Consider the following 17,842-nt stretch of genomic DNA (forward strand, 5'->3'; position numbering starts at 1 on the left):
GCTGGAGATTTTATGAAAAAAATTGAAGTTACTGATGTCATTCTGCGTGATGCTCACCAATCACTTATCGCCACTCGTATGCGCACTGACGATATGCTGCCTATCTGTGACAAGCTCGATCAGGTCGGTTATTGGTCACTGGAAGTCTGGGGCGGTGCCACATTTGATGCCTGTGTTCGCTACCTAAAAGAAGATCCCTGGGAAAGACTCAGACAATTAAAACAAGCCTTACCCAATACCCGTTTACAAATGTTATTACGTGGCCAAAACCTGTTGGGTTACCGCCATTATGCTGACGATGTGGTCAGTGCTTTTGTCGAGCGTGCGGCTGAAAACGGTATTGATGTATTTCGTATTTTTGATGCGCTGAACGACCTGCGTAACCTGGAAACCGCGATGAAAGCGGTGAAAAAAGCTGGTAAACACGCTCAAGGCACCATCAGCTACACCACCAGCCCGGTTCATACTCCTGAATTGTTTGTAAAACAGGCCAAAGATCTACAAAACATGGGCGCAGACTCGATTGCCATTAAAGATATGGCTGGTCTATTGGCGCCTTATCCGACCTACGATTTAGTGAAAGCCATTAAATCAGAAGTCGACTTACCTTTAGTTATTCATTCTCACGCGACTTCTGGTCTGGCAGCACAATGTCAGTTAAAAGCCATTGAAGCGGGTGTGGATCGTATTGATACCGCCATTTCTTCATTTGCCAGCGGTACCAGCCACCCAGCGACTGAATCTCAAGTTGCTGCATTGCGTAATACAGACTGGGATACTGGCCTTGATTTGAACCTGTTATCCGAAATTGCCGACTATTTCCGTGACGTTCGCAAAAAATACCACCAGTTTGAAAGCGAATTTACGGGCGAAGATGTGTCTGTCCAAATCAATCAGGTTCCGGGCGGCATGATGTCAAATCTGGCCAACCAATTAAAAGAACAAAACGCACTGGATAGAATTCGCGATGTGTTTGCTGAAATTCCACGCGTTCGTGAAGATCTGGGTTTTCCACCATTGGTGACACCCACATCACAAATTGTGGGTACTCAGGCGGTATATAACGTCTTAGCCGGTGAACGTTATAAAACCATCACTAATGAAGTGAAACGTTATCTTCAGGGTGGCTACGGTCAGCCACCCGCACCTGTTAATGCACAATTGCAGAAAAAAGCCATTGGTAACGAAGAAGTGATCGACTCTCGTCCTGCTGATGCGCTGGCACCAGAGCTGGATAAACTCAGAGCCGATATTGGCGAGCTAGCGACATCAGAAGAAGATGTACTGACTTTTGCCATGTTCCCGGATCTCGGTCGTGAATTCTTACAACAACGTGCTGAAGGCACATTGAAACCTGAGCCATTATTACCTGTTAGTGAAGCTAATAATGATAAAGAAAGCATTGCTACCGAGTTTAAAGTGGATGTCCATGGTGAAAGCTATGACATTGCCATCACCGGTGTAGGTGATGTTGGCGGTGGTAAACGTAAGTTCTACATATCTATCGATGGCATGCCAGAAGAAGTCACTTTCGAAGCGTTAAATGAGTATGTAAATGATGGCGGTAATACCGGTGGCCGTAAGAAAGCCACCGATCCGGGTCATGTCACAGCACCGCTGCCTGGCAATGTGGTTGAAGTTCTGGTGAAAGAAGGCGACAAAGTGGAAGCAGGTCAGGCCCTGTTAGTCATGGAAGCCATGAAAATGGAAACCGAACTACTGGCTAATATCGCTGGAACGGTTAAAGCATTACACGTGAAGAAAGCCGACCGTGTGACACCAGGTGAAACCTTAATCGAGATCGTCGAATAAGCTTACCAATAAAGCCCATTATAGTAACGCCATGATGGGCGTAAGCCTGGCCCGTAATACGGGCCATAGGCGAACGGGTCATAATAATAAGGATGACTCCGCCAATAAGGATCACGCGAATAGTCAGCTTGCGTCCAGCGGTACAATTCAGAAGAGATCACAACCGGTAAGCTCATTGATTTCTTATCGATTGTGACGGTCTCTTTATTCTCAACCGTGCCGGCAACAGTGATTAATGTACCCGCTTTATAGATATAAGGATCGATAAAACTTTCAGAATGAATTAAAAACCGTCCTTGGCTGACACCATCACTATCCGGTCTTCCAAAACTATTCAGTGGAAACTGTACAACATGAATCGTTGAGCCATTATCATCATTTTCCACTTTAACGACTTGTCCCCCCCAACGTATCACTTCACCTTTGTGCTGTTCAGCTTCAACAGCGACCTGACTTAACTGCCAGTCAGGGCTTGGGGCTTCTTTAATCGCCATTGGCAAATTACTACATGCGCTCAGCAGTAACATTAATAGAGGAAATAAAGCACGCATTGCTTGTACCTTCATTTGTTCAATAGCTGTGTGACCAGAGCGGTATTCTGTTAGTTCAGTTCAACAGCGTCTTTCATTGCAGGGATTTTCCAGTCTCTAAAGTAGCGATGAGCGACAGTAACTCCTGATAGAGTTTATCGAACTCATCTAGAAACGCTCTGGCTTCCCCCATCTTGTCAGCAAGTGCATATTCCCGCATTGTTATCGCCAAGTTATGCCATTTCAGATGCGTTGCAACCAACTCATCTAACCATTCGTGCTCGAACAGGTTCTGATTCTTTACGCGTTCAACCCACGTGCCACAATGACAGTAATGCACATCCATAATTGGCCATTGTGGTGATTGAGCCGTATCACTGCTCTCATCAAAGTTACTCAAAAACACTTGTCGCCAGCGTTCAAGCGTTAGCATGAAAAACCGTAATGCCTTCTGTCTTGGTGTAAGTGATAAACGAGATGCTGATACCCAGCCTAATTCAGCATGATAATGTCTGAGCCACGACATCACTTCATCGCTTGGCATGGGTCTGGCTATGCCATAGCCCTGAGCGTTTTCGCAGCCAATCAACAACAACATTAATCCATGCTCGACCGTCTCAACACCTTCTGCAATGACTTGTCTGTCGAACGCTTCAGCCAGACCGGTCACACCATCAACAATCGTATAGTCCTGTGGATCATCAAGCATGTCACGAATAAAGCTTTGGTCGATTTTAATCGTATCGGCACTCAAGTGACGTAAATGTGTCAGTGAGGAGTAGCCAGTACCAAAATCATCCAATGCCACTGATACACCAATGGAATCCTTGCATTGCCTTATGACCTTGGTGATGGCCCCAATATCACCTAGAGCGGTGGTTTCGACTATTTCCAGTTGTAGGTATTCCGGCCCAATATCGGGATACTCGGCCAGTAACGTCTCCATGTCACTTACAAAGGCATCAGATTGTAAATGGTAAGAGGCAATGTTGACACTGATGGAGATCATATACCCTTGCTGGTGTAGGAACTGGAGTTGCTTGAGTGCTTGCTGCAAAACCCACCGTCCGATCTCAATTTCTAGTTCGCTGTCAGCAATCACAGGCAAGAACTTGAGCGGTGTTAATAATCCCCTCGTTGGATGCTGCCAACGTATCAGTGCTTCCATGCCAAAAACTTCACCATTTGTCATGTTCACTTTTGGTTGATAGAACAAACAGAACTCATCGGTTTTTAAGGCCTGACGGATATCATGCAACAGCTGTTGTTTTTCTATAGTCAGCTGATTATCGGCTGGGTTGAATAGCTGGTAATGATTCCGACCAGATAATTTTGCCTGGTACATACTTTGATCAGCATGGCGGAGTAGCGTGTCCAGATCATCGCTTTCCTGTGTATAAAAACTAACCCCACTGGAAGCACTGATAGTCAGGCGTAAATCATCTACGTAGTATGGCTGAGCAATAGAGTGGTGTATCCGTTTCAACATGTCTTCACATTCCTGTAAAGACTCCACATCACGAAAGATGATGGCAAACTCATCACCACCAAACCTTGAGATGGTATCTTCTTCCCGAACATTGTTTCGTAAGCGATTAGCCACCTCAATTAGCAGCTGATCGCCAACATCATGTCCATAGGTATCATTGACCGGCTTAAAATCATCGAGATCCAGAAAGCAAATTGCCAGCATCGTTTTTGCACGTTTACAATGCGCCACTGCCTGTAAGAAACGATCAGCCAGCAAGGCACGATTGGGAAGCTTAGTCAGCACGTCATAATGGGCCATCAATTCCAAGGTATCTTGCTGCTGTTTGGCATTGGTAATATCTGAAAACAATCCGACAAAATGACGTGTTGCACCGTCGTCATCAGTCAATGATGAGACCGTTAACAACTCTGCATAAAGCTCACCATTTTTCCTGCAGTTCCATACCTCTCCCTGCCAATAGCCATGGTCGCTGATGGATTTCCACATGTTCTGAAAGAACTCAGGCGAGTGCTTTCCGGAACTCAATAAGTGAGGTGTCTGACCTATCGCCTCTTCACGACTATAGCCTGTGATATGACTAAAGGCGGGGTTCACATCGGTGATCACGCCTTTGGTATCCGTGATCATGATGGCTTCATGAGCCTGATTAAAGACCCGTGAAGAAAAACGTAGCTGCTCTTCAGCCTCTTTACGCACAGTGATGTCATAAATCACCAGCAAGGTCTCATCTCCAAGCGTATTCTCAACTACGGATGAGCTGACCAGGGCTACTCGAGGTTTGCCTTTTTTCGTCTCAATATCAATCTCGAAAGCATGACTCATACTACTGATATGAGCATTCTCTTGAGAGAAATCATGTTTTGATTTTTCCCTTTGTTGCTGTACCAGAAACATGAGCCTTTTCCAGTTAGGTAAGGTTTCAATGTTATCCAGATCGTAACCAAAGGTTTCTTTAAATGACTGATTGATAAACATCACTCGCTGCTGCTTATCCAACAAAATGTAAGGAACAGGTGAAGATTGAATCAGACTGCGGTATTTGTAATTTGCGATTGATGCCATCAAAACAAAACGAATAATGATGGCTGCCAATAAAAAGATAAAAACGGTCACACCATAAACCGTCAGTACCTCATGCCAGTATGCTTTGGGTAAAGTCGACCAGCCACCTTTTGGTTCAGCCGCCAGTATCCACTCTCCCTCAGGCAGCTTAAGTGTTTGGCTCAATGTGGGCTGTTGGAATAAAGCAGGGTCACCATAAAACACAGCGCCTTGTCGCCCTAAGCCATCCTTCCCCCTGATAGCTAATTCAAAAGGCAGGTCCTGGTTCAAGCCGACTTTATTAAAAAATGCTTTGATATCAATGACAGCAGAAATCAGACCCCAGAAATATTCCTCACCGGTTTTATCATTCTGTAAAAAAACAGGCACACGGGTAATCAGGCCTGTACCACCTTGTTTTAATTCTAGTGGACCGGCCAACACCAGTTCACGTGTTCGCCTTGCTCGGTCAGCTGCTTCAAACTGCTCAGGTTCTTCACGGTAGTTCAGCCCTAACGCATCTTCATTACCCTTTATCGGATAGATGTATGAAATCACCATATCTGGTGCCGCGGCGATATTCCGAATCTCCAGGTCGTCATTGACCAGATAACTCACTGCTGAAGCAAACTGTGCTTGCGACAGCTCCTGGTTCACAGCAAATAGGCTGGGAAGGCCTCGAACAAGTTGTATATGCCCCTGTAACTCGGAACTGATACGGTTGTTATATTCGGAGAGTAACTCCTGAGTATTGGCGTATAGCTGAGATTTGTAGTTTTCGGTGACACCTTGACTGATAAACGTCGCGACTGAGATGCAGATCACAGCCAGTACAGCCAATATGCTATAGAATGCCATTTTTGTGTAACTGCTAATATGCATAAACGACTATCATCTTAACCAACTGAAATATAACCCCTTTTATGAAGATAGCTCTCGCAAATCATGCACAAAAACAATACGCATTCGCTGTGCTACTGCATTGATACGACACAAGCTCTCCCTACAATGCTTGCAACAGATGCATTAATACCACATATTAACGTGTATACGATTGATTAGCATAGCAATATCTACACATCAAATGGTAATTCAAAGATAGTGTTTTCCTGAATGAATCGGTGACCCAAAGCGAACAGAATTGAACAACCAGAATCAGTATCGACCTAATATGAAAAAACAAAGCGGTGGCATACCTCGGTATCTAGCTACTTTCGCAGACTTGATGACGCTATTGCTTTGCTTCTTTGTATTACTGTTGAGCATGGCCGAAATAGATGCGCTGAAATATAAAGTTGTTGTACGCTCCATGGAAAATGCCTTTGGCGTCAAAAAAGAAACGCCAGATCAGATCATCAAAGCCACCAGCATCATTAAACAAACCTTTTCGCCCGCTCCTACTGATACACCCTCGCCCCTCTCAAAGATTTTTCAGGAAAGTGTCAATGACGAGCACGCCATAAAAATTCATGATGCCAATTTGTACCAACGGGCAAAATTGAATAGTCTGATGGCTACACTGCAGAAAAAATTTGTTAAAGCGATCACAGCAGGGCAGCTGAGTCTTGAAACCATTGAAGACAGAGTCATTATTCGTATTAATGAAAATGCGTCTTTTCCTTCTGGACAGGCAACGCTAAAACAAGGCATATTGCCAGTTCTGGCTCACATTTCTGATGTACTCACGGAACTGAATACGACATTTGTAGTCGCAGGACATACAGACAATGTGCCACTCAGTAACCTGAATTATCGGTCAAACTGGGAGTTATCTGCCGCCAGAGCGACATCAGTCGTACACGCACTGCTGCGTAATAGCGAGTTGACTCCCGAACAGTTTAGAGTGGAAGCGTATGCAGATACCAGACCCATTCGCTCAAATCTGACATCGCAAGGGCGCGCTATGAATCGTCGGGTTGAAATTGGCATCATTACCCCATAGCGGTAGACTGAATTATCACTATATAATCGAAAACAACAGAACACAGATCGGCCCCCTGAAACCAACGGATAAGGACGCATCATGAAAACATCAGACCTACTCGTCAAAGCACTCGAAAACGAAGGGGTCGAATATATCTTCGGCATCCCCGGCGAAGAAAATCTGGATTTTCTTGATTCTTTAAAACATTCCTCTATCAGGCTGATTATTACCCGTCATGAACAAGGGGCGGGCTTTATGGCCGCCAACTACGGACGATTAACAGGCAAACCCGGTGTCTGTTTATCCACTCTCGGGCCCGGAGCCACCAATCTGGTCACCCCGGCCGCCTACGCACAACTAGGTGGCATGCCTATGTTGATCATTACCGGTCAGAAACCCATTAAAGAGAGTAAACAAGCCCTGTTTCAGATTGTGGACGTCGTAAATATGATGCGTCCTATTACCAAGTTCACTAAACAAGTCGTGCATGGCAGCACCATCGCTGCAACTGTTCGAGAAGCTTTCCGGATTGCCGTTGAAGAAAGACCAGGCGCGGTTCATATTGAACTGCCAGAAGACATTGCCGCAGAAGAAGCCCATCAGCGCATCTATACGGTGGAAACTATCCGTCGCCCTGATGCGGATAACCGCACGATTCAGCACGCATTGAAAATGATAGAAGAGGCGTCAATGCCTCTGCTACTGATTGGTGCCGGCGCCAACCGGAAACGTGCCAGTGCCGCACTGACAAAATTTGTCGAACATACCGGTATTCCTTTTTTCAACACGCAACTGGGTAAAGGCGTGATTGATGAGCGACATGACAGCTACCTGGGTACTGCTGCTTTATCTGAATCTGACTTTCTACATTGTGCTATCGAGCGCGCTGACCTCATTATCAATGTGGGTCACGATGAAGTAGAAAAGCCGCCTTTCTTTATGAAAGATGGCGGGGCTCAAGTCATCCACATTAATTTCCATGCAGCAGAGATTGATCCGGTCTATTTCCCTCAGCTCGATGTGGTTGGTGATATTGCTACCTCGATTAACCGCCTTCGTGCCGGGCTTGAAGTGCAACCGCACTGGGACTTTTCTTACTATTACAGAGTCAAACAGGAAGTCAACGAGCGGCTATCTAAATACAGTGACGATGAGCGCTTCCCTATTCTGCCGCAAAGTGCTGTTCGCATTATCCGAGAGGCGATGGGAGAGGAAGATATTCTCGCGCTGGATAACGGTGTATATAAAATCTGGTTTGCACGCAATTATCCAAGCTATTACTACAACTCTCTGTTACTCGACAATGCCCTCGCCACCATGGGCGCAGGCTTGCCCACCGCAATGATGGCAAAAATGCTGAATCCGGATCAAAAAGTCATGGCTGTCTGTGGTGATGGCGGCTTTATGATGAACTCACAAGAAATGGAAACAGCCGTAAGATTAGGCTTAGATTTAGTGGTGCTGATTTTCAATGATAATGCCTATGGCATGATCAAATGGAAACAAGAAGGCATGGGCTTTGACGATTATGGCCTCAATTTTAATAACCCGGATTTTGTGAAATATGCTGACAGTTATGGCGCTTTTGGCCACAGACCCACCAGTCATGCTGAGTTCATTAAAACGCTGGATTACGCCCTCAATGCTAAAGGGGTGCATCTGATTGATCTGGCTGTTGATTATTCATTGAACTATTCCATCCTCAGTGAGGGTCTGAAACAAAAAATCTGTATTTTATAAGGAGCTTATATAATGACCACGCCCCATTTTCCGTTGAAGATCGCTGGTTTATCCAAAACGGATGCTTCCAGGGCCGAAGTCTTCTCGCCCTTCAATGAACAATTACTCGGTACTGTCGAACAAGCAGATAAAGCGGATATTGAAACGGCATTAAGTACGGCTCATGATCTTTACAAAGATCGCTCACAATGGCTCCCCGTTGTTAAACGCATTGCTATTCTGGAAAAAGCCGTTGAGCTCATGAAGGCGGATGCTGAGAGCCTGGCTATCGGTGCCGCTGAAGAAGGTGGTAAACCACTTATCGACTCGCAGGTTGAAATGGCACGCTGTATTGATAGCATTCGAGCCTGCATCGATGGATTGCGTAATGATGCCCCTCATACTATTCCCATGGGTATCAACCCGGCTTCGCAACATCGTTTAACAACCATACGTAAAGAGCCAATTGGTGTGGTGGTTGCTATCAGTGCCTTTAACCACCCACTTAACCTTATAGCCCACCAGGTGGGTCCAGCGATTGCGACGGGTTGTCCAGTCATTGTAAAACCTGCTGAAAAAACACCTTTATCCTGTTTTCGCTTAGTGGAGATATTCCACAAAGCCGGTTTACCGGAAGGTTGGTGCCAGGCGTTACTTACAGAAAGTCACGAAGATACCGAATCTCTGGTCACAGATGACCGTGTGGCATTTCTGAGTTTTATCGGCAGCGCCAAAGTGGGTTGGTATTTACGCTCTAAACTCGCACCAGGCACACGTTGTGCGCTGGAACACGGTGGTGTCGCCCCGGTTATTGTGACTGAAGACGCTGATATTGACGCGGCTGTTCCCGGTCTCAGTAAAGGCAGTTTTTATCATGCAGGACAAGTGTGTGTATCAGTACAACGAATCTATGCGCATCGTTCTATAGCCAGACAGCTGGCAGAAAAATTGGCAGCAGCGGCTAAACAGCTCAAGGTAGGTGACCCGGTATCTGCTGATACCGAAGTGGGTCCTATCATCAAAAAAAGTGAATTAACCCGGATAGATAACTGGGTCAAAGAAGCGATCGATGCCGGTGCGGAATGTCTGTGTGGTGCCAAGGCACTGGATGATAACTGCTATGCACCAACCGTGTTATTTAACCCACCCGCTGATGCAAAAGTGACCACGTCGGAGGTCTTCGGCCCGGTGGTAAATGTGTATCCATTTGACGAGGTTGATGATGCGTTGGCCGCGGCGAACAGCCTACCCTTTGCATTTCAGGCCTCGGTCTACAGTCGTGAATTAAACGCAGCCATGTATGTGGCTGATAAACTCGACGCATCTGCTGTGATGATCAATGAACATACCGCGTTTCGTGTCGACTGGATGCCGTTTGCCGGCTTGAAACATTCAGGCTTGGGAACGGGGGGTATTCCTTACACCATGGAAGATATGCAAGTGGAAAAAATGGTTGTCATCACCTCTAAAGGTATTTCTGCCTAGCATGTTCACGCCATCACTTAAGGCACTATCGACGATAGTGCCTTATTTTCTTGTGTTTGTGAGTCTCTTAGCAGCAGAAAGTCATGCCCAGACCGATGTGCGAGCCGTCACTAAACCTAACGTAAAAGAATTTGCTCCACTGACTACCAGCAAGTTATCGTCTCTAACGCTTAAGCCAGCGGGTTGTATCCAGAAAACTGAAACGGTGAGCTTGTTAGGTAAGCTGAGCGAAGCGCCTACAGGGTGGGCACTGAAATCGGGAGACAAGTGGTTCACCCTGGACAATACAAAAGTCAGTGATAATCAGTATTTACTCGAGCTTCCCGAAGCCGGTCTCACAGCCGGACAGAGTTATCCCCTGTATGTCGTTAACGCGAATAATAAAAAAGACTCGGGATTAAAAATCACTATCTGCCCCGCCTTCACACTTTTACCATTAATCCCAGCCGACACTAAAACTGATTAATAAACGCGATTATCGTTTGTCTCAATTCATCGCTGCCTCTCAGAGGTTTAGCCAAATGTGACACCATGGCAACGTGATTTAAATCGTCAAACTCAACCAGTTCAACAGCACCGTTTTTCTGCTTAATTTTCGTTGCCAGATTGACACTGTTTTTAGGTAAGACCGTGCGGTCCTTATTGCCAACCATCAAGAGCATCGGAGGATTATTTCCTTCCACAAAATGAATAGGTTGGCTTTGCCAACGTTGTTTTTCCGGACCAAATATCTGCTTTAGACGGTCACTTTGCAATGGTAAGAAGTCATAAGGGCCTGCCAACCCGATCATGGCTGTGACGTCTGTCGGCTGATGATCATATTTCGCTAAATAGGTGGCATCCAGACTGAGTAATGCAGCGATATGCGCACCGGCGGAATGCCCAGCGATAGTCACATGTCCCGCCTCTCCACCATATTCATTAATATGCTTCAATACCCAGGTCACAGCACGGGCACCATCATCCACAAACGCGGGAAAGACGACTTCTGGGTATAAGCGATAGTCAGGAATCACGACAATATAACCGGCAGAGGTGAGCGCCTCGGCAACAAACTTATAATCAGCTTTGCTGCCAGAATCCCAGCTACCGCCATAAAAGAAGACGACAGTCTTCAATGGATGATCTGATCTCGTGTGGGCAGGTAAATAAATGTCTAATTTTTGCCTGCTCTCATCACCATAGGCTTTATCCGCTAGTTTCTGATAGCCATTGTCTGGTACAAGCGCATTCAATACAGTCACTGGCGAACAGGCCTGACATATTGAGACCAGGACCGCTGTCACTGTGCTTCGAAGCACATGTCGACACGTTTTACTCATGCAATTTTCACTCATTTAACAGCCTATCAGAAAGAAGATAAGCTTTTGATTTATATTGTTATTAGGTTCACGTGAAATTCACGTTAAGCGGCAGAGACTGAATCTAACAATCAAGTCAAAGGTGACGACGATGAAACAGTTTCTACTCACAGCGGCGATACTACTTCTGCTTAGTTCTATCTCACCTGCCAGCGCCAATAAAGTGGCCATTCAATATGATTTTGATGCTGTCAGTCCTTTTTATGGTGACACAGCGATCGTGGTCCAAAATAAACAAGGCATCCCACATGTGGGTCTGATTAATAAAGCGGGCGAATTTATTCTCCCTCCTCAAAAACAGACTGAGATTACCGCCTTTCATGAGGGACTTGCTCCCATCCGTATTGATCAACATTGGGGAATGATCAACACCCAGGGTCAGATGATTATCCCCGCACTGTATAAGAAGCTGGGCCCATTCAACGACGGCCTGGCGGCTGCTTTGGAAAATGATAAATGGGGCTATATCAACACAGAGGGTAATTGGTCTATCTCACCACGCTTTGATAAAGCAGAATCATTCAGCGAAGGTAAAGCGGCTGTGAAGCAATATGGTTCTTGGGGATTTATCGATACACAGGGAAAGTGGGTTGTTCAGACACAGTTTCGTGAGTCAAAACCCTATAGCGAGGGTTTCGCCGCTGTAAAAACTAAAGATGGCTGGGGTTATCTGAACGCGAAAGGACAAATGCACATCACACCTCAATTCGAGACGGTGTTTTCTTTCAGTGAACAGCTGGCTTTGGTGAGTTCTAACGCAAAATGGTGGTTTATTTCTTCTGATGGGCATCCCATAAGCGATACAAAATACGACCGTGCCATGCCTTTCAGTGAAGCAAAAGCCGTGATTATGCTGGATGGCAAATATGGTTATATTGATAAGCAAGGCAAAACAATCATCCCACCACACTTTGACAATGCCTGGTCATATAAAAACGGCTTAGCCAGAGTGGAGAACGCGGGTAAAGTGGGATATGTGGATGACACTGGACACGTCGTTATAGCGCCTCAATTCAAATGGGGGCAGTCTTTTCAGGAAGGCTTGGCGGCGGTGACACTGGATTACTGGGATTATGGCTACATCAACCAATATGGTGAGCTGGTCATTCCAGCACAGTATGATGACGCCAGACCCTTCAGTGATGGTCTGGCGCCAGTCAAACATCAGGGAAAGTGGGGTTATGTATCCTTGGACTGATTGGCTGCCGCTTCCATTAGCTTAACATCAAAAGGTTTACTATCCTCGCCAAAATACAGTGTGCTGTGTGGGAATGGAATTTCGATATTTTTCTCGTCAAAGCTCAGCTTGATACGTCTTAAAAACTCCCGTCCCACCGTCCACTGTTGAATCGGTAACGTTTTAATTCTGCCTTTGATAACGACAGCTGAATTATCTAGTTTATCCACACCAAAAATTTCTGGTGGTTCAATAATCAGATGTTTCATATCCTCATCAGCCATCATACTGTCAGCAACTTCTCGGATGACTTTGGTCACCTCGTCGGTGTTCTCTTTGTAAGCAACACCAATATCAAAAACATACGCTGACCACTCTGTCGTCATATTACTCAACGTCGTGATGGTGCCATTGGGGAAAAAATGTACGATCCCCGCCAAGTCACGTAGCACCGTTGTCCGGAAGTTGATAGCTTCGACCAGCCCACCCGTGCCATTAATGACAGCTACATCCCCTACTCGGATCTGATTTTCCAAAATAATAAAAAAGCCTGAAATAACATCACGCACCAGATTCTGAGCACCAAACCCAATTGCTAAACCCACAATCCCCGCACTAGCAAGCAATGGCCCAACTTCTACACCAATCTCTCTCAGAATTATCAGGAAGAAAGTAATCCAGATCGCGAGTAAACCTGCTTGCTTTAGGAGCCTGACAATGGTTTCGATACGTTTTCTGGACTCGAGTGATGATTCACCTCGTGCTGTCGCTTTGCCGACCAGTCTTAGTTCAAACCGCTGTAATGCTGATTTGAGTAACCATGTTGTCACCCAGGCCACAATAAAGATAATCACCATTCGAAAACTGGTGGTGATAATAGTAGACCAGCTGATTTGCTCAATAAATGTCTTTATGGGTTCCATCGTATACTCCGATAAAGGGGGTGAATTCAGACGTCATATCCGAGATAATAATTAACTTGATTATGTTCGTTAACAACGCTGTTAACTCATCCTGTCTTTAGTATTAACGACTCAAAGCCCGCCCGTGGGTTCCATCCATTGTCGTGAGCGAGTAAACGATGATTGCTCAATCTCAACTTTTTGACTATCTTTAAACACAGCGATTCCTGGAACAATTTATGACGTATTGTATTGCCATATCATTAGATAAAGGACTGGTTCTAACTTCAGACTCAAGAACCAATGCCGGTATTGATCAAGTCAGTACATACAGCAAAATGTTTCGTTTCAATACGCATGCTGACCGCTGTATTGCCATATTAAGTGCCGGTAATCTGGCCACCACGCAATGTGTTATTGAACAGATAAACCGGGATCTACGGGAAAATAGTGAGACCAGCCTCAATAGCACACACTATCTTTCTGATACCGCTGACTATGTAGGTGATGTGTTAAATCAACGCATCAAGCGTTATAGCGAAGATCAGCAATCCGGCTTTTCACCTGATGCGACCTTATTACTGGCTGGCCAAATAAAAGGGCAACCACCCCAAGTCTTTCTGATTTATCCACAAGGAAACCACATTACCACCAGCCGTGAAACACCCTACTTACAGATAGGTGAGAGTAAATATGGTAAACCGGTATTAGATCGTTTTCTCACCATGCAAACGTCACTCACCGATGCCGCTACCTGTGCATTAATTTCTATGGATTCCACCATGAAAAGTAATGTCAGTGTTGGCCCGCCGATTGAGGTGCTGGTATACGAGACAGATAGCCTGGTCTTTAAGCATCATTATCGTTTCGATGCAGAAGATACTTTTTTGATTAACTTACGGCGGGAATGGGGTAATAAATTAAATCAGGCATTTAAGGAAATGCCGCGGATTCCCGAGGCTTTCTCAACGACTTCAACAACTGATGAATAAAAAGTAATTTTTTTCTGACCGGCGCTGAAACGACAAAGGGGTAAGCATCTGTATTGCCAACACTTCGATTCAGTGCATTCATTTTCACCACCAGCGATAACCAGTCGTTCATCATTACATCAAAATCGCTAGCATAATCAAAATGCTCAATCAGTTCATAGGTCATCGCCGTCTCCATGGTCTCATTCATCATCAAATAATGTGACCAGGTCTCGGCCCAGTCTTCAAGAGGGTGCGCACTGGCATAGGCTGACAAGTAGGAGGCTGGCCAGTCTGCTGCTGGTCCGTTTTCATAATACGCTTCTAGACTGCTTTGATAATCTTGCTGCTGATATTCAAACACCTCACAAAACATGGCGTAGTGCTCGGTATCTTTTATCAGCATATCCCAATAATAATGGCCGATTTCATGACGAAAATGTCCCAGTAGGGTTCGATAGGACTCGTTCATAGCTTCACGCGTTGCTTCTCTGAAGCTACCATCTGCCTCAGCAGCATTCAGCGTTATCACCCCCTGACTGTGTCCACTTAACACATGCTCAAGTGCCAGCATCGGATTGGTTCTCTGATCTTCAAGGAAGTCAAAAACCAAGCCATTTGGATAGCCTTGATAGGCGCCCTTTATCGGCAGGTTTAACCTCAGAATGCCATAGAGCATGCGGCGTTTTGCCGCTTCCAGGGTTCGCCAGCGCCGCCAGTTATCAGGTTGACTCAATATGGGTATAGTGCGTGTTAATGCACATGAAATGCATTGAGTATTAGATGATTCAGCCGGAATCAGCCAATTACAGGCAATCTCATCATCACGGTGCTCACAACTTCGATAGCGCTGCAGTGGAAAAAGATCGGTCATCAACCAAGCGTTATCATCTTCTTGCAGGCTGGTTAACTGTTGTAGTTCTGGAATAAACCCCAACTGACTGCCACAAACACCACAGTGGGTATTGTCGAAGAAAATTTCCTGCCCACATTGGCAAAAGAACCGTTTCATGAAACGGAGTAGTCCGGATAAAACCAGTTAGTGGTAATGCTGGTATTCAGACGATTTAAGGCGATTTGTAACTCATCCATCATCAATCGAATGGTTTCCGGCGGATTTCTCTCAGCACTATATGCCTGCAAATCATTCAGAATTTCAGCCTGCTGAGCCAACATGTGTTTATCCCCAGGTAAATACTCTAAGTAACTTCCTACCGATTTGACAGAAAAGCTCAAAGAACGCGGAAAAGCCGTATCTTGAATTAAAAATGCCAACACACTTTCCCCTTTTAACGAGGAATTATGAGCTTGAATATACATTTGCTGGGCATTCAGGACTCTCAATAGTGTTGCCCACAGAATACCTTCATGTTGCTTTAGGGCTTCACTTCGATTATCTGACATCAGCAACGCCGACAACTCCAATATTCGGCTGGTCATATCTGCCCGTTCCAGATGTTTACCCGCCTGTAAAAAGTCATAAGCAAAGTTACGACTCATGTGATTAGCAATCATACCCCAGATACACTGACATGACTCCATGATAGTGAGTAATAACTTCTGCCTACGGCGCCGATTACCAATGGACGACAATTCACTTTTTACTAATAAGTGTAGCTCATTCACCTGCTCCCAGATTTCTTCTGGTAATACATCCAATGAGGTTCGGGCATTTTCTCTCACAGCCGCCAGATTATTAATCAGTGAACCACCATAGCCAGGATCCGCTAATAGAAAATGCATAATGTCATATTCATTTTCACGCGGATGTTTTCTGTAATAAATCTGCTCGGCATCAAAAATGGTCACTAAGGTAAACCAGTTCACCTCCATATGTTCCGGCAAATCCATTAATAATGCGGTATGCACATTAACCAAACGCGCCGTGTTTTCCACGCGCTCTAAATAACGAGCCAACCAATACACTCTCTCAGCAACACGGGATAACATTAGTCTTCCTCCATGAAATGGCGACTATCATCAACAATCCAGGTATCTTTACTACCGCCCCCTTGTGACGAGTTAACCACTAAAGAACCTTCGACCATCGCTACACGTGTCAATCCACCGGGGGTGACATAAATATCATCTCCAGACAGAATAAATGGCCTTAAATCGACATGTCGTGGTGCAATCGTGTCATCACAACAGGTGGGGGAAACAGATAAACTCAAGGTCGGTTGAGCAATGTAGTTTTTTGGATCATTGATCAGTAACTCACGAAATTCTTCCACTTTCTCTGCCGAGGAATGCGGTCCCACCAACATGCCATAGCCACCTGACTCATTGGCGGGTTTGACCACCAGCTCTGGCAGATGTGCTAATACATGGGTCAAATCTTCCTCATTGCGACACAACCAGGTAGGCACATTGCCCAAAATCGGTTCTTCATTCAGGTAATAACGGATCATGTCAGGCACATAGGCATAAATGACTTTATCGTCAGCGACACCGCATCCTGGCGCATTGGCTATCGCGACTTTACCCGCACGCCAAGCACGCATAATCCCTGGCACGCCTAGCATTGAATCAGGACGAAAAACTTCTGGATCAATAAAATCATCATCAATACGGCGGTATATGACATCAACACGCTCAAGGCCATGAATCGTTTTCATGTAGACATAATCATCATCCCTTACCAGTAGATCGGCGCCTTCCAGCAAGATCAAACCGGCTTGTTGCGCCAGGAACGCATGTTCAAAATAGGCTGAGTTATAGATACCGGGCGTCAATAACGCCATCGTTGGATTGGTTAAATCAGGACGTAATGAGGCGAGCATTTCTGCTAAGTGTTCAGGGTAGGCATCAACAGGGCTAATATTTAAGAGTTTGAATAGCTCAGGCAAGACTCGCTTGGTGGTTTTTCTATTTTCGAGCATATATGCCACGCCAGATGGTACACGTAAATTATCCTCTAACACGTATAGCGTGCCATCATGATCGCGTACTAAATCTGAACCACAGATATTGGCCCAAACGCCATGAGCAGGGGTCATACCATGACATTCTTTACGATAACCTTTGGATTGATAAACCACGTCGGCGGGTATGATGCCATCGTTAATGATATTTCCATCGTTATAAATGTCTTGAATGAACTGATTTAAGGCATGAATGCGTTGTTTTAGCCCTTTTTCGGTGCGTTCCCACTCACTCTTTGGAATAGCCCTTGGGATAATATCGAATGGCCAAGCCCTATCAATATTGCCCGCATCACTATAAATGGTGAAGGTGATGCCACGCTCCAGCATTTCTACTTCTGACTCTTGCACCCGCTGCGTAAACGCTTCTTTTTCCATGCAACGCAAGTATTCAAGCAGTTTAAAACTGAATGCTCTGGGCTGATGTTTTGCAAACATGAGCTCATCAAAAAACGAACCCGGTTCATAGTCCTTCCAAATGTCCTTCATCAGTCCCCCTATCAG

At 45.4% G+C, this 17,842-nt stretch carries 14 protein-coding genes; 7 read left to right on the forward strand and 7 right to left on the reverse strand.

The window, feature by feature from the left end:
• The first annotated feature begins 12 nt into the window (after positions 1-12).
• Positions 13-1,812 (forward strand): sodium-extruding oxaloacetate decarboxylase subunit alpha, encoded by a 1,800-nt coding sequence (gene oadA / locus B3014_RS05460; protein ID WP_289243649.1) that lies wholly within the window; start codon positions 13-15, stop codon positions 1,810-1,812.
• 2 nt (positions 1,813-1,814) lie between these two features.
• On the opposite strand, the gene B3014_RS05465 is transcribed toward oadA, so the two are convergent.
• Positions 1,815-2,363 (reverse strand): Slp family lipoprotein, encoded by a 549-nt coding sequence (locus tag B3014_RS05465; protein ID WP_289243648.1) that lies wholly within the window; start codon positions 2,361-2,363, stop codon positions 1,815-1,817.
• Between the two features lie 73 nt (positions 2,364-2,436).
• Positions 2,437-5,757: an EAL domain-containing protein gene (locus B3014_RS05470; RefSeq protein ID WP_289243647.1), complete on the reverse strand. Its 3,321-nt coding sequence runs from the start codon at positions 5,755-5,757 to the stop codon at positions 2,437-2,439.
• Between the two features lie 289 nt (positions 5,758-6,046).
• On the opposite strand from B3014_RS05470, the gene B3014_RS05475 reads away from it, so the two are divergent.
• The 4 genes from B3014_RS05475 (at position 6,047) to B3014_RS05490 (ending at position 10,469) form a co-directional block, all read left to right on the forward strand.
• Complete coding sequence (locus tag B3014_RS05475) at positions 6,047-6,817, forward strand: flagellar motor protein MotB (RefSeq protein WP_289243646.1); 771 nt, start codon at positions 6,047-6,049, stop codon at positions 6,815-6,817.
• Positions 6,818-6,898: 81 nt separating this feature from the next.
• Positions 6,899-8,539: an acetolactate synthase large subunit gene (locus B3014_RS05480; RefSeq protein ID WP_289243645.1), complete on the forward strand. Its 1,641-nt coding sequence runs from the start codon at positions 6,899-6,901 to the stop codon at positions 8,537-8,539.
• 12 nt (positions 8,540-8,551) lie between these two features.
• On the forward strand, positions 8,552-10,003 hold the full coding sequence (locus B3014_RS05485; protein WP_289243644.1) for an aldehyde dehydrogenase family protein: 1,452 nt from the start codon (positions 8,552-8,554) through the stop codon (positions 10,001-10,003).
• Between the two features lies 1 nt (position 10,004).
• Positions 10,005-10,469, forward strand: a complete 465-nt coding sequence (locus B3014_RS05490) for a hypothetical protein (protein ID WP_289243643.1) — start codon at positions 10,005-10,007, stop codon at positions 10,467-10,469.
• On the opposite strand, the gene B3014_RS05495 is transcribed toward B3014_RS05490, so the two are convergent.
• Complete coding sequence (locus B3014_RS05495; protein ID WP_289243642.1) at positions 10,456-11,325, reverse strand: alpha/beta hydrolase; 870 nt, start codon at positions 11,323-11,325, stop codon at positions 10,456-10,458. The two genes, B3014_RS05490 and B3014_RS05495, sit on opposite strands and share 14 nt — an antisense overlap.
• Before the next feature lie 130 nt (positions 11,326-11,455).
• Between B3014_RS05495 and B3014_RS05500 the strand changes: the two genes are divergently transcribed.
• The gene (locus tag B3014_RS05500) at positions 11,456-12,562 is read left to right on the forward strand and encodes a WG repeat-containing protein (protein ID WP_289243641.1); all 1,107 of its coding nucleotides are present in this window, start codon (positions 11,456-11,458) and stop codon (positions 12,560-12,562) included.
• Here the strand turns inward: B3014_RS05500 and B3014_RS05505 are convergent.
• Complete coding sequence (locus B3014_RS05505) at positions 12,544-13,464, reverse strand: mechanosensitive ion channel family protein (protein WP_286305889.1); 921 nt, start codon at positions 13,462-13,464, stop codon at positions 12,544-12,546. The two genes, B3014_RS05500 and B3014_RS05505, sit on opposite strands and share 19 nt — an antisense overlap.
• A gap of 218 nt (positions 13,465-13,682) precedes the next feature.
• On the opposite strand from B3014_RS05505, the gene B3014_RS05510 reads away from it, so the two are divergent.
• Positions 13,683-14,435 carry a proteasome-type protease gene (locus B3014_RS05510; RefSeq protein WP_289243640.1) on the forward strand — a complete coding sequence of 251 codons (753 nt, stop codon included), beginning with the start codon at positions 13,683-13,685 and terminating at the stop codon, positions 14,433-14,435.
• Here the strand turns inward: B3014_RS05510 and B3014_RS05515 are convergent.
• The 3 genes from B3014_RS05515 to B3014_RS05525 are packed head-to-tail and all read right to left on the reverse strand — an operon-like array spanning position 14,377 to position 17,827.
• Positions 14,377-15,426: a zinc-binding metallopeptidase family protein gene (locus B3014_RS05515; RefSeq protein ID WP_289243639.1), complete on the reverse strand. Its 1,050-nt coding sequence runs from the start codon at positions 15,424-15,426 to the stop codon at positions 14,377-14,379. The genes B3014_RS05510 and B3014_RS05515 overlap by 59 nt on opposite strands.
• Positions 15,423-16,364, reverse strand: coding sequence for an alpha-E domain-containing protein (locus tag B3014_RS05520; RefSeq protein ID WP_289243638.1), 942 nt, complete (start codon positions 16,362-16,364; stop codon positions 15,423-15,425). The genes B3014_RS05515 and B3014_RS05520 overlap by 4 nt, the downstream gene beginning before the upstream one ends.
• The gene (locus B3014_RS05525) at positions 16,364-17,827 is read right to left on the reverse strand and encodes a circularly permuted type 2 ATP-grasp protein (protein ID WP_289243637.1); all 1,464 of its coding nucleotides are present in this window, start codon (positions 17,825-17,827) and stop codon (positions 16,364-16,366) included. Before B3014_RS05525 ends, B3014_RS05520 begins: the two co-directional genes overlap by 1 nt.
• Between the last annotated feature and the right edge of the window lie 15 nt (positions 17,828-17,842).

The sequence above is a fragment of the Methylophaga sp. UBA678 genome (assembly GCF_002299105.1).
Taxonomy (GTDB): domain Bacteria; phylum Pseudomonadota; class Gammaproteobacteria; order Nitrosococcales; family Methylophagaceae; genus Methylophaga; species Methylophaga marina.

Bases quoted from the DNA above. Each gene is read 5' to 3' on its own strand.
- B3014_RS05465 (WP_289243648.1), bottom strand. From the start codon at position 2,363: ATGCGTGCTTTATTTCCTCTATTAATGTTACTGCTGAGCGCATGTAGT.
- B3014_RS05510 (WP_289243640.1), top strand. From the start codon at position 13,683: ATGACGTATTGTATTGCCATATCATTAGATAAAGGACTGGTTCTAACT.
- B3014_RS05505 (WP_286305889.1), bottom strand. From the start codon at position 13,464: ATGGAACCCATAAAGACATTTATTGAGCAAATCAGCTGGTCTACTATT.
- B3014_RS05515 (WP_289243639.1), bottom strand. From the start codon at position 15,426: ATGAAACGGTTCTTTTGCCAATGTGGGCAGGAAATTTTCTTCGACAAT.
- B3014_RS05525 (WP_289243637.1), bottom strand. From the start codon at position 17,827: ATGAAGGACATTTGGAAGGACTATGAACCGGGTTCGTTTTTTGATGAG.
- B3014_RS05480 (WP_289243645.1), top strand. From the start codon at position 6,899: ATGAAAACATCAGACCTACTCGTCAAAGCACTCGAAAACGAAGGGGTC.
- B3014_RS05490 (WP_289243643.1), top strand. From the start codon at position 10,005: ATGTTCACGCCATCACTTAAGGCACTATCGACGATAGTGCCTTATTTT.
- B3014_RS05520 (WP_289243638.1), bottom strand. From the start codon at position 16,364: ATGTTATCCCGTGTTGCTGAGAGAGTGTATTGGTTGGCTCGTTATTTA.
- B3014_RS05485 (WP_289243644.1), top strand. From the start codon at position 8,552: ATGACCACGCCCCATTTTCCGTTGAAGATCGCTGGTTTATCCAAAACG.
- B3014_RS05495 (WP_289243642.1), bottom strand. From the start codon at position 11,325: ATGAGTAAAACGTGTCGACATGTGCTTCGAAGCACAGTGACAGCGGTC.
- B3014_RS05475 (WP_289243646.1), top strand. From the start codon at position 6,047: ATGAAAAAACAAAGCGGTGGCATACCTCGGTATCTAGCTACTTTCGCA.
- oadA (WP_289243649.1), top strand. From the start codon at position 13: ATGAAAAAAATTGAAGTTACTGATGTCATTCTGCGTGATGCTCACCAA.
- B3014_RS05500 (WP_289243641.1), top strand. From the start codon at position 11,456: ATGAAACAGTTTCTACTCACAGCGGCGATACTACTTCTGCTTAGTTCT.
- B3014_RS05470 (WP_289243647.1), bottom strand. From the start codon at position 5,757: ATGCATATTAGCAGTTACACAAAAATGGCATTCTATAGCATATTGGCT.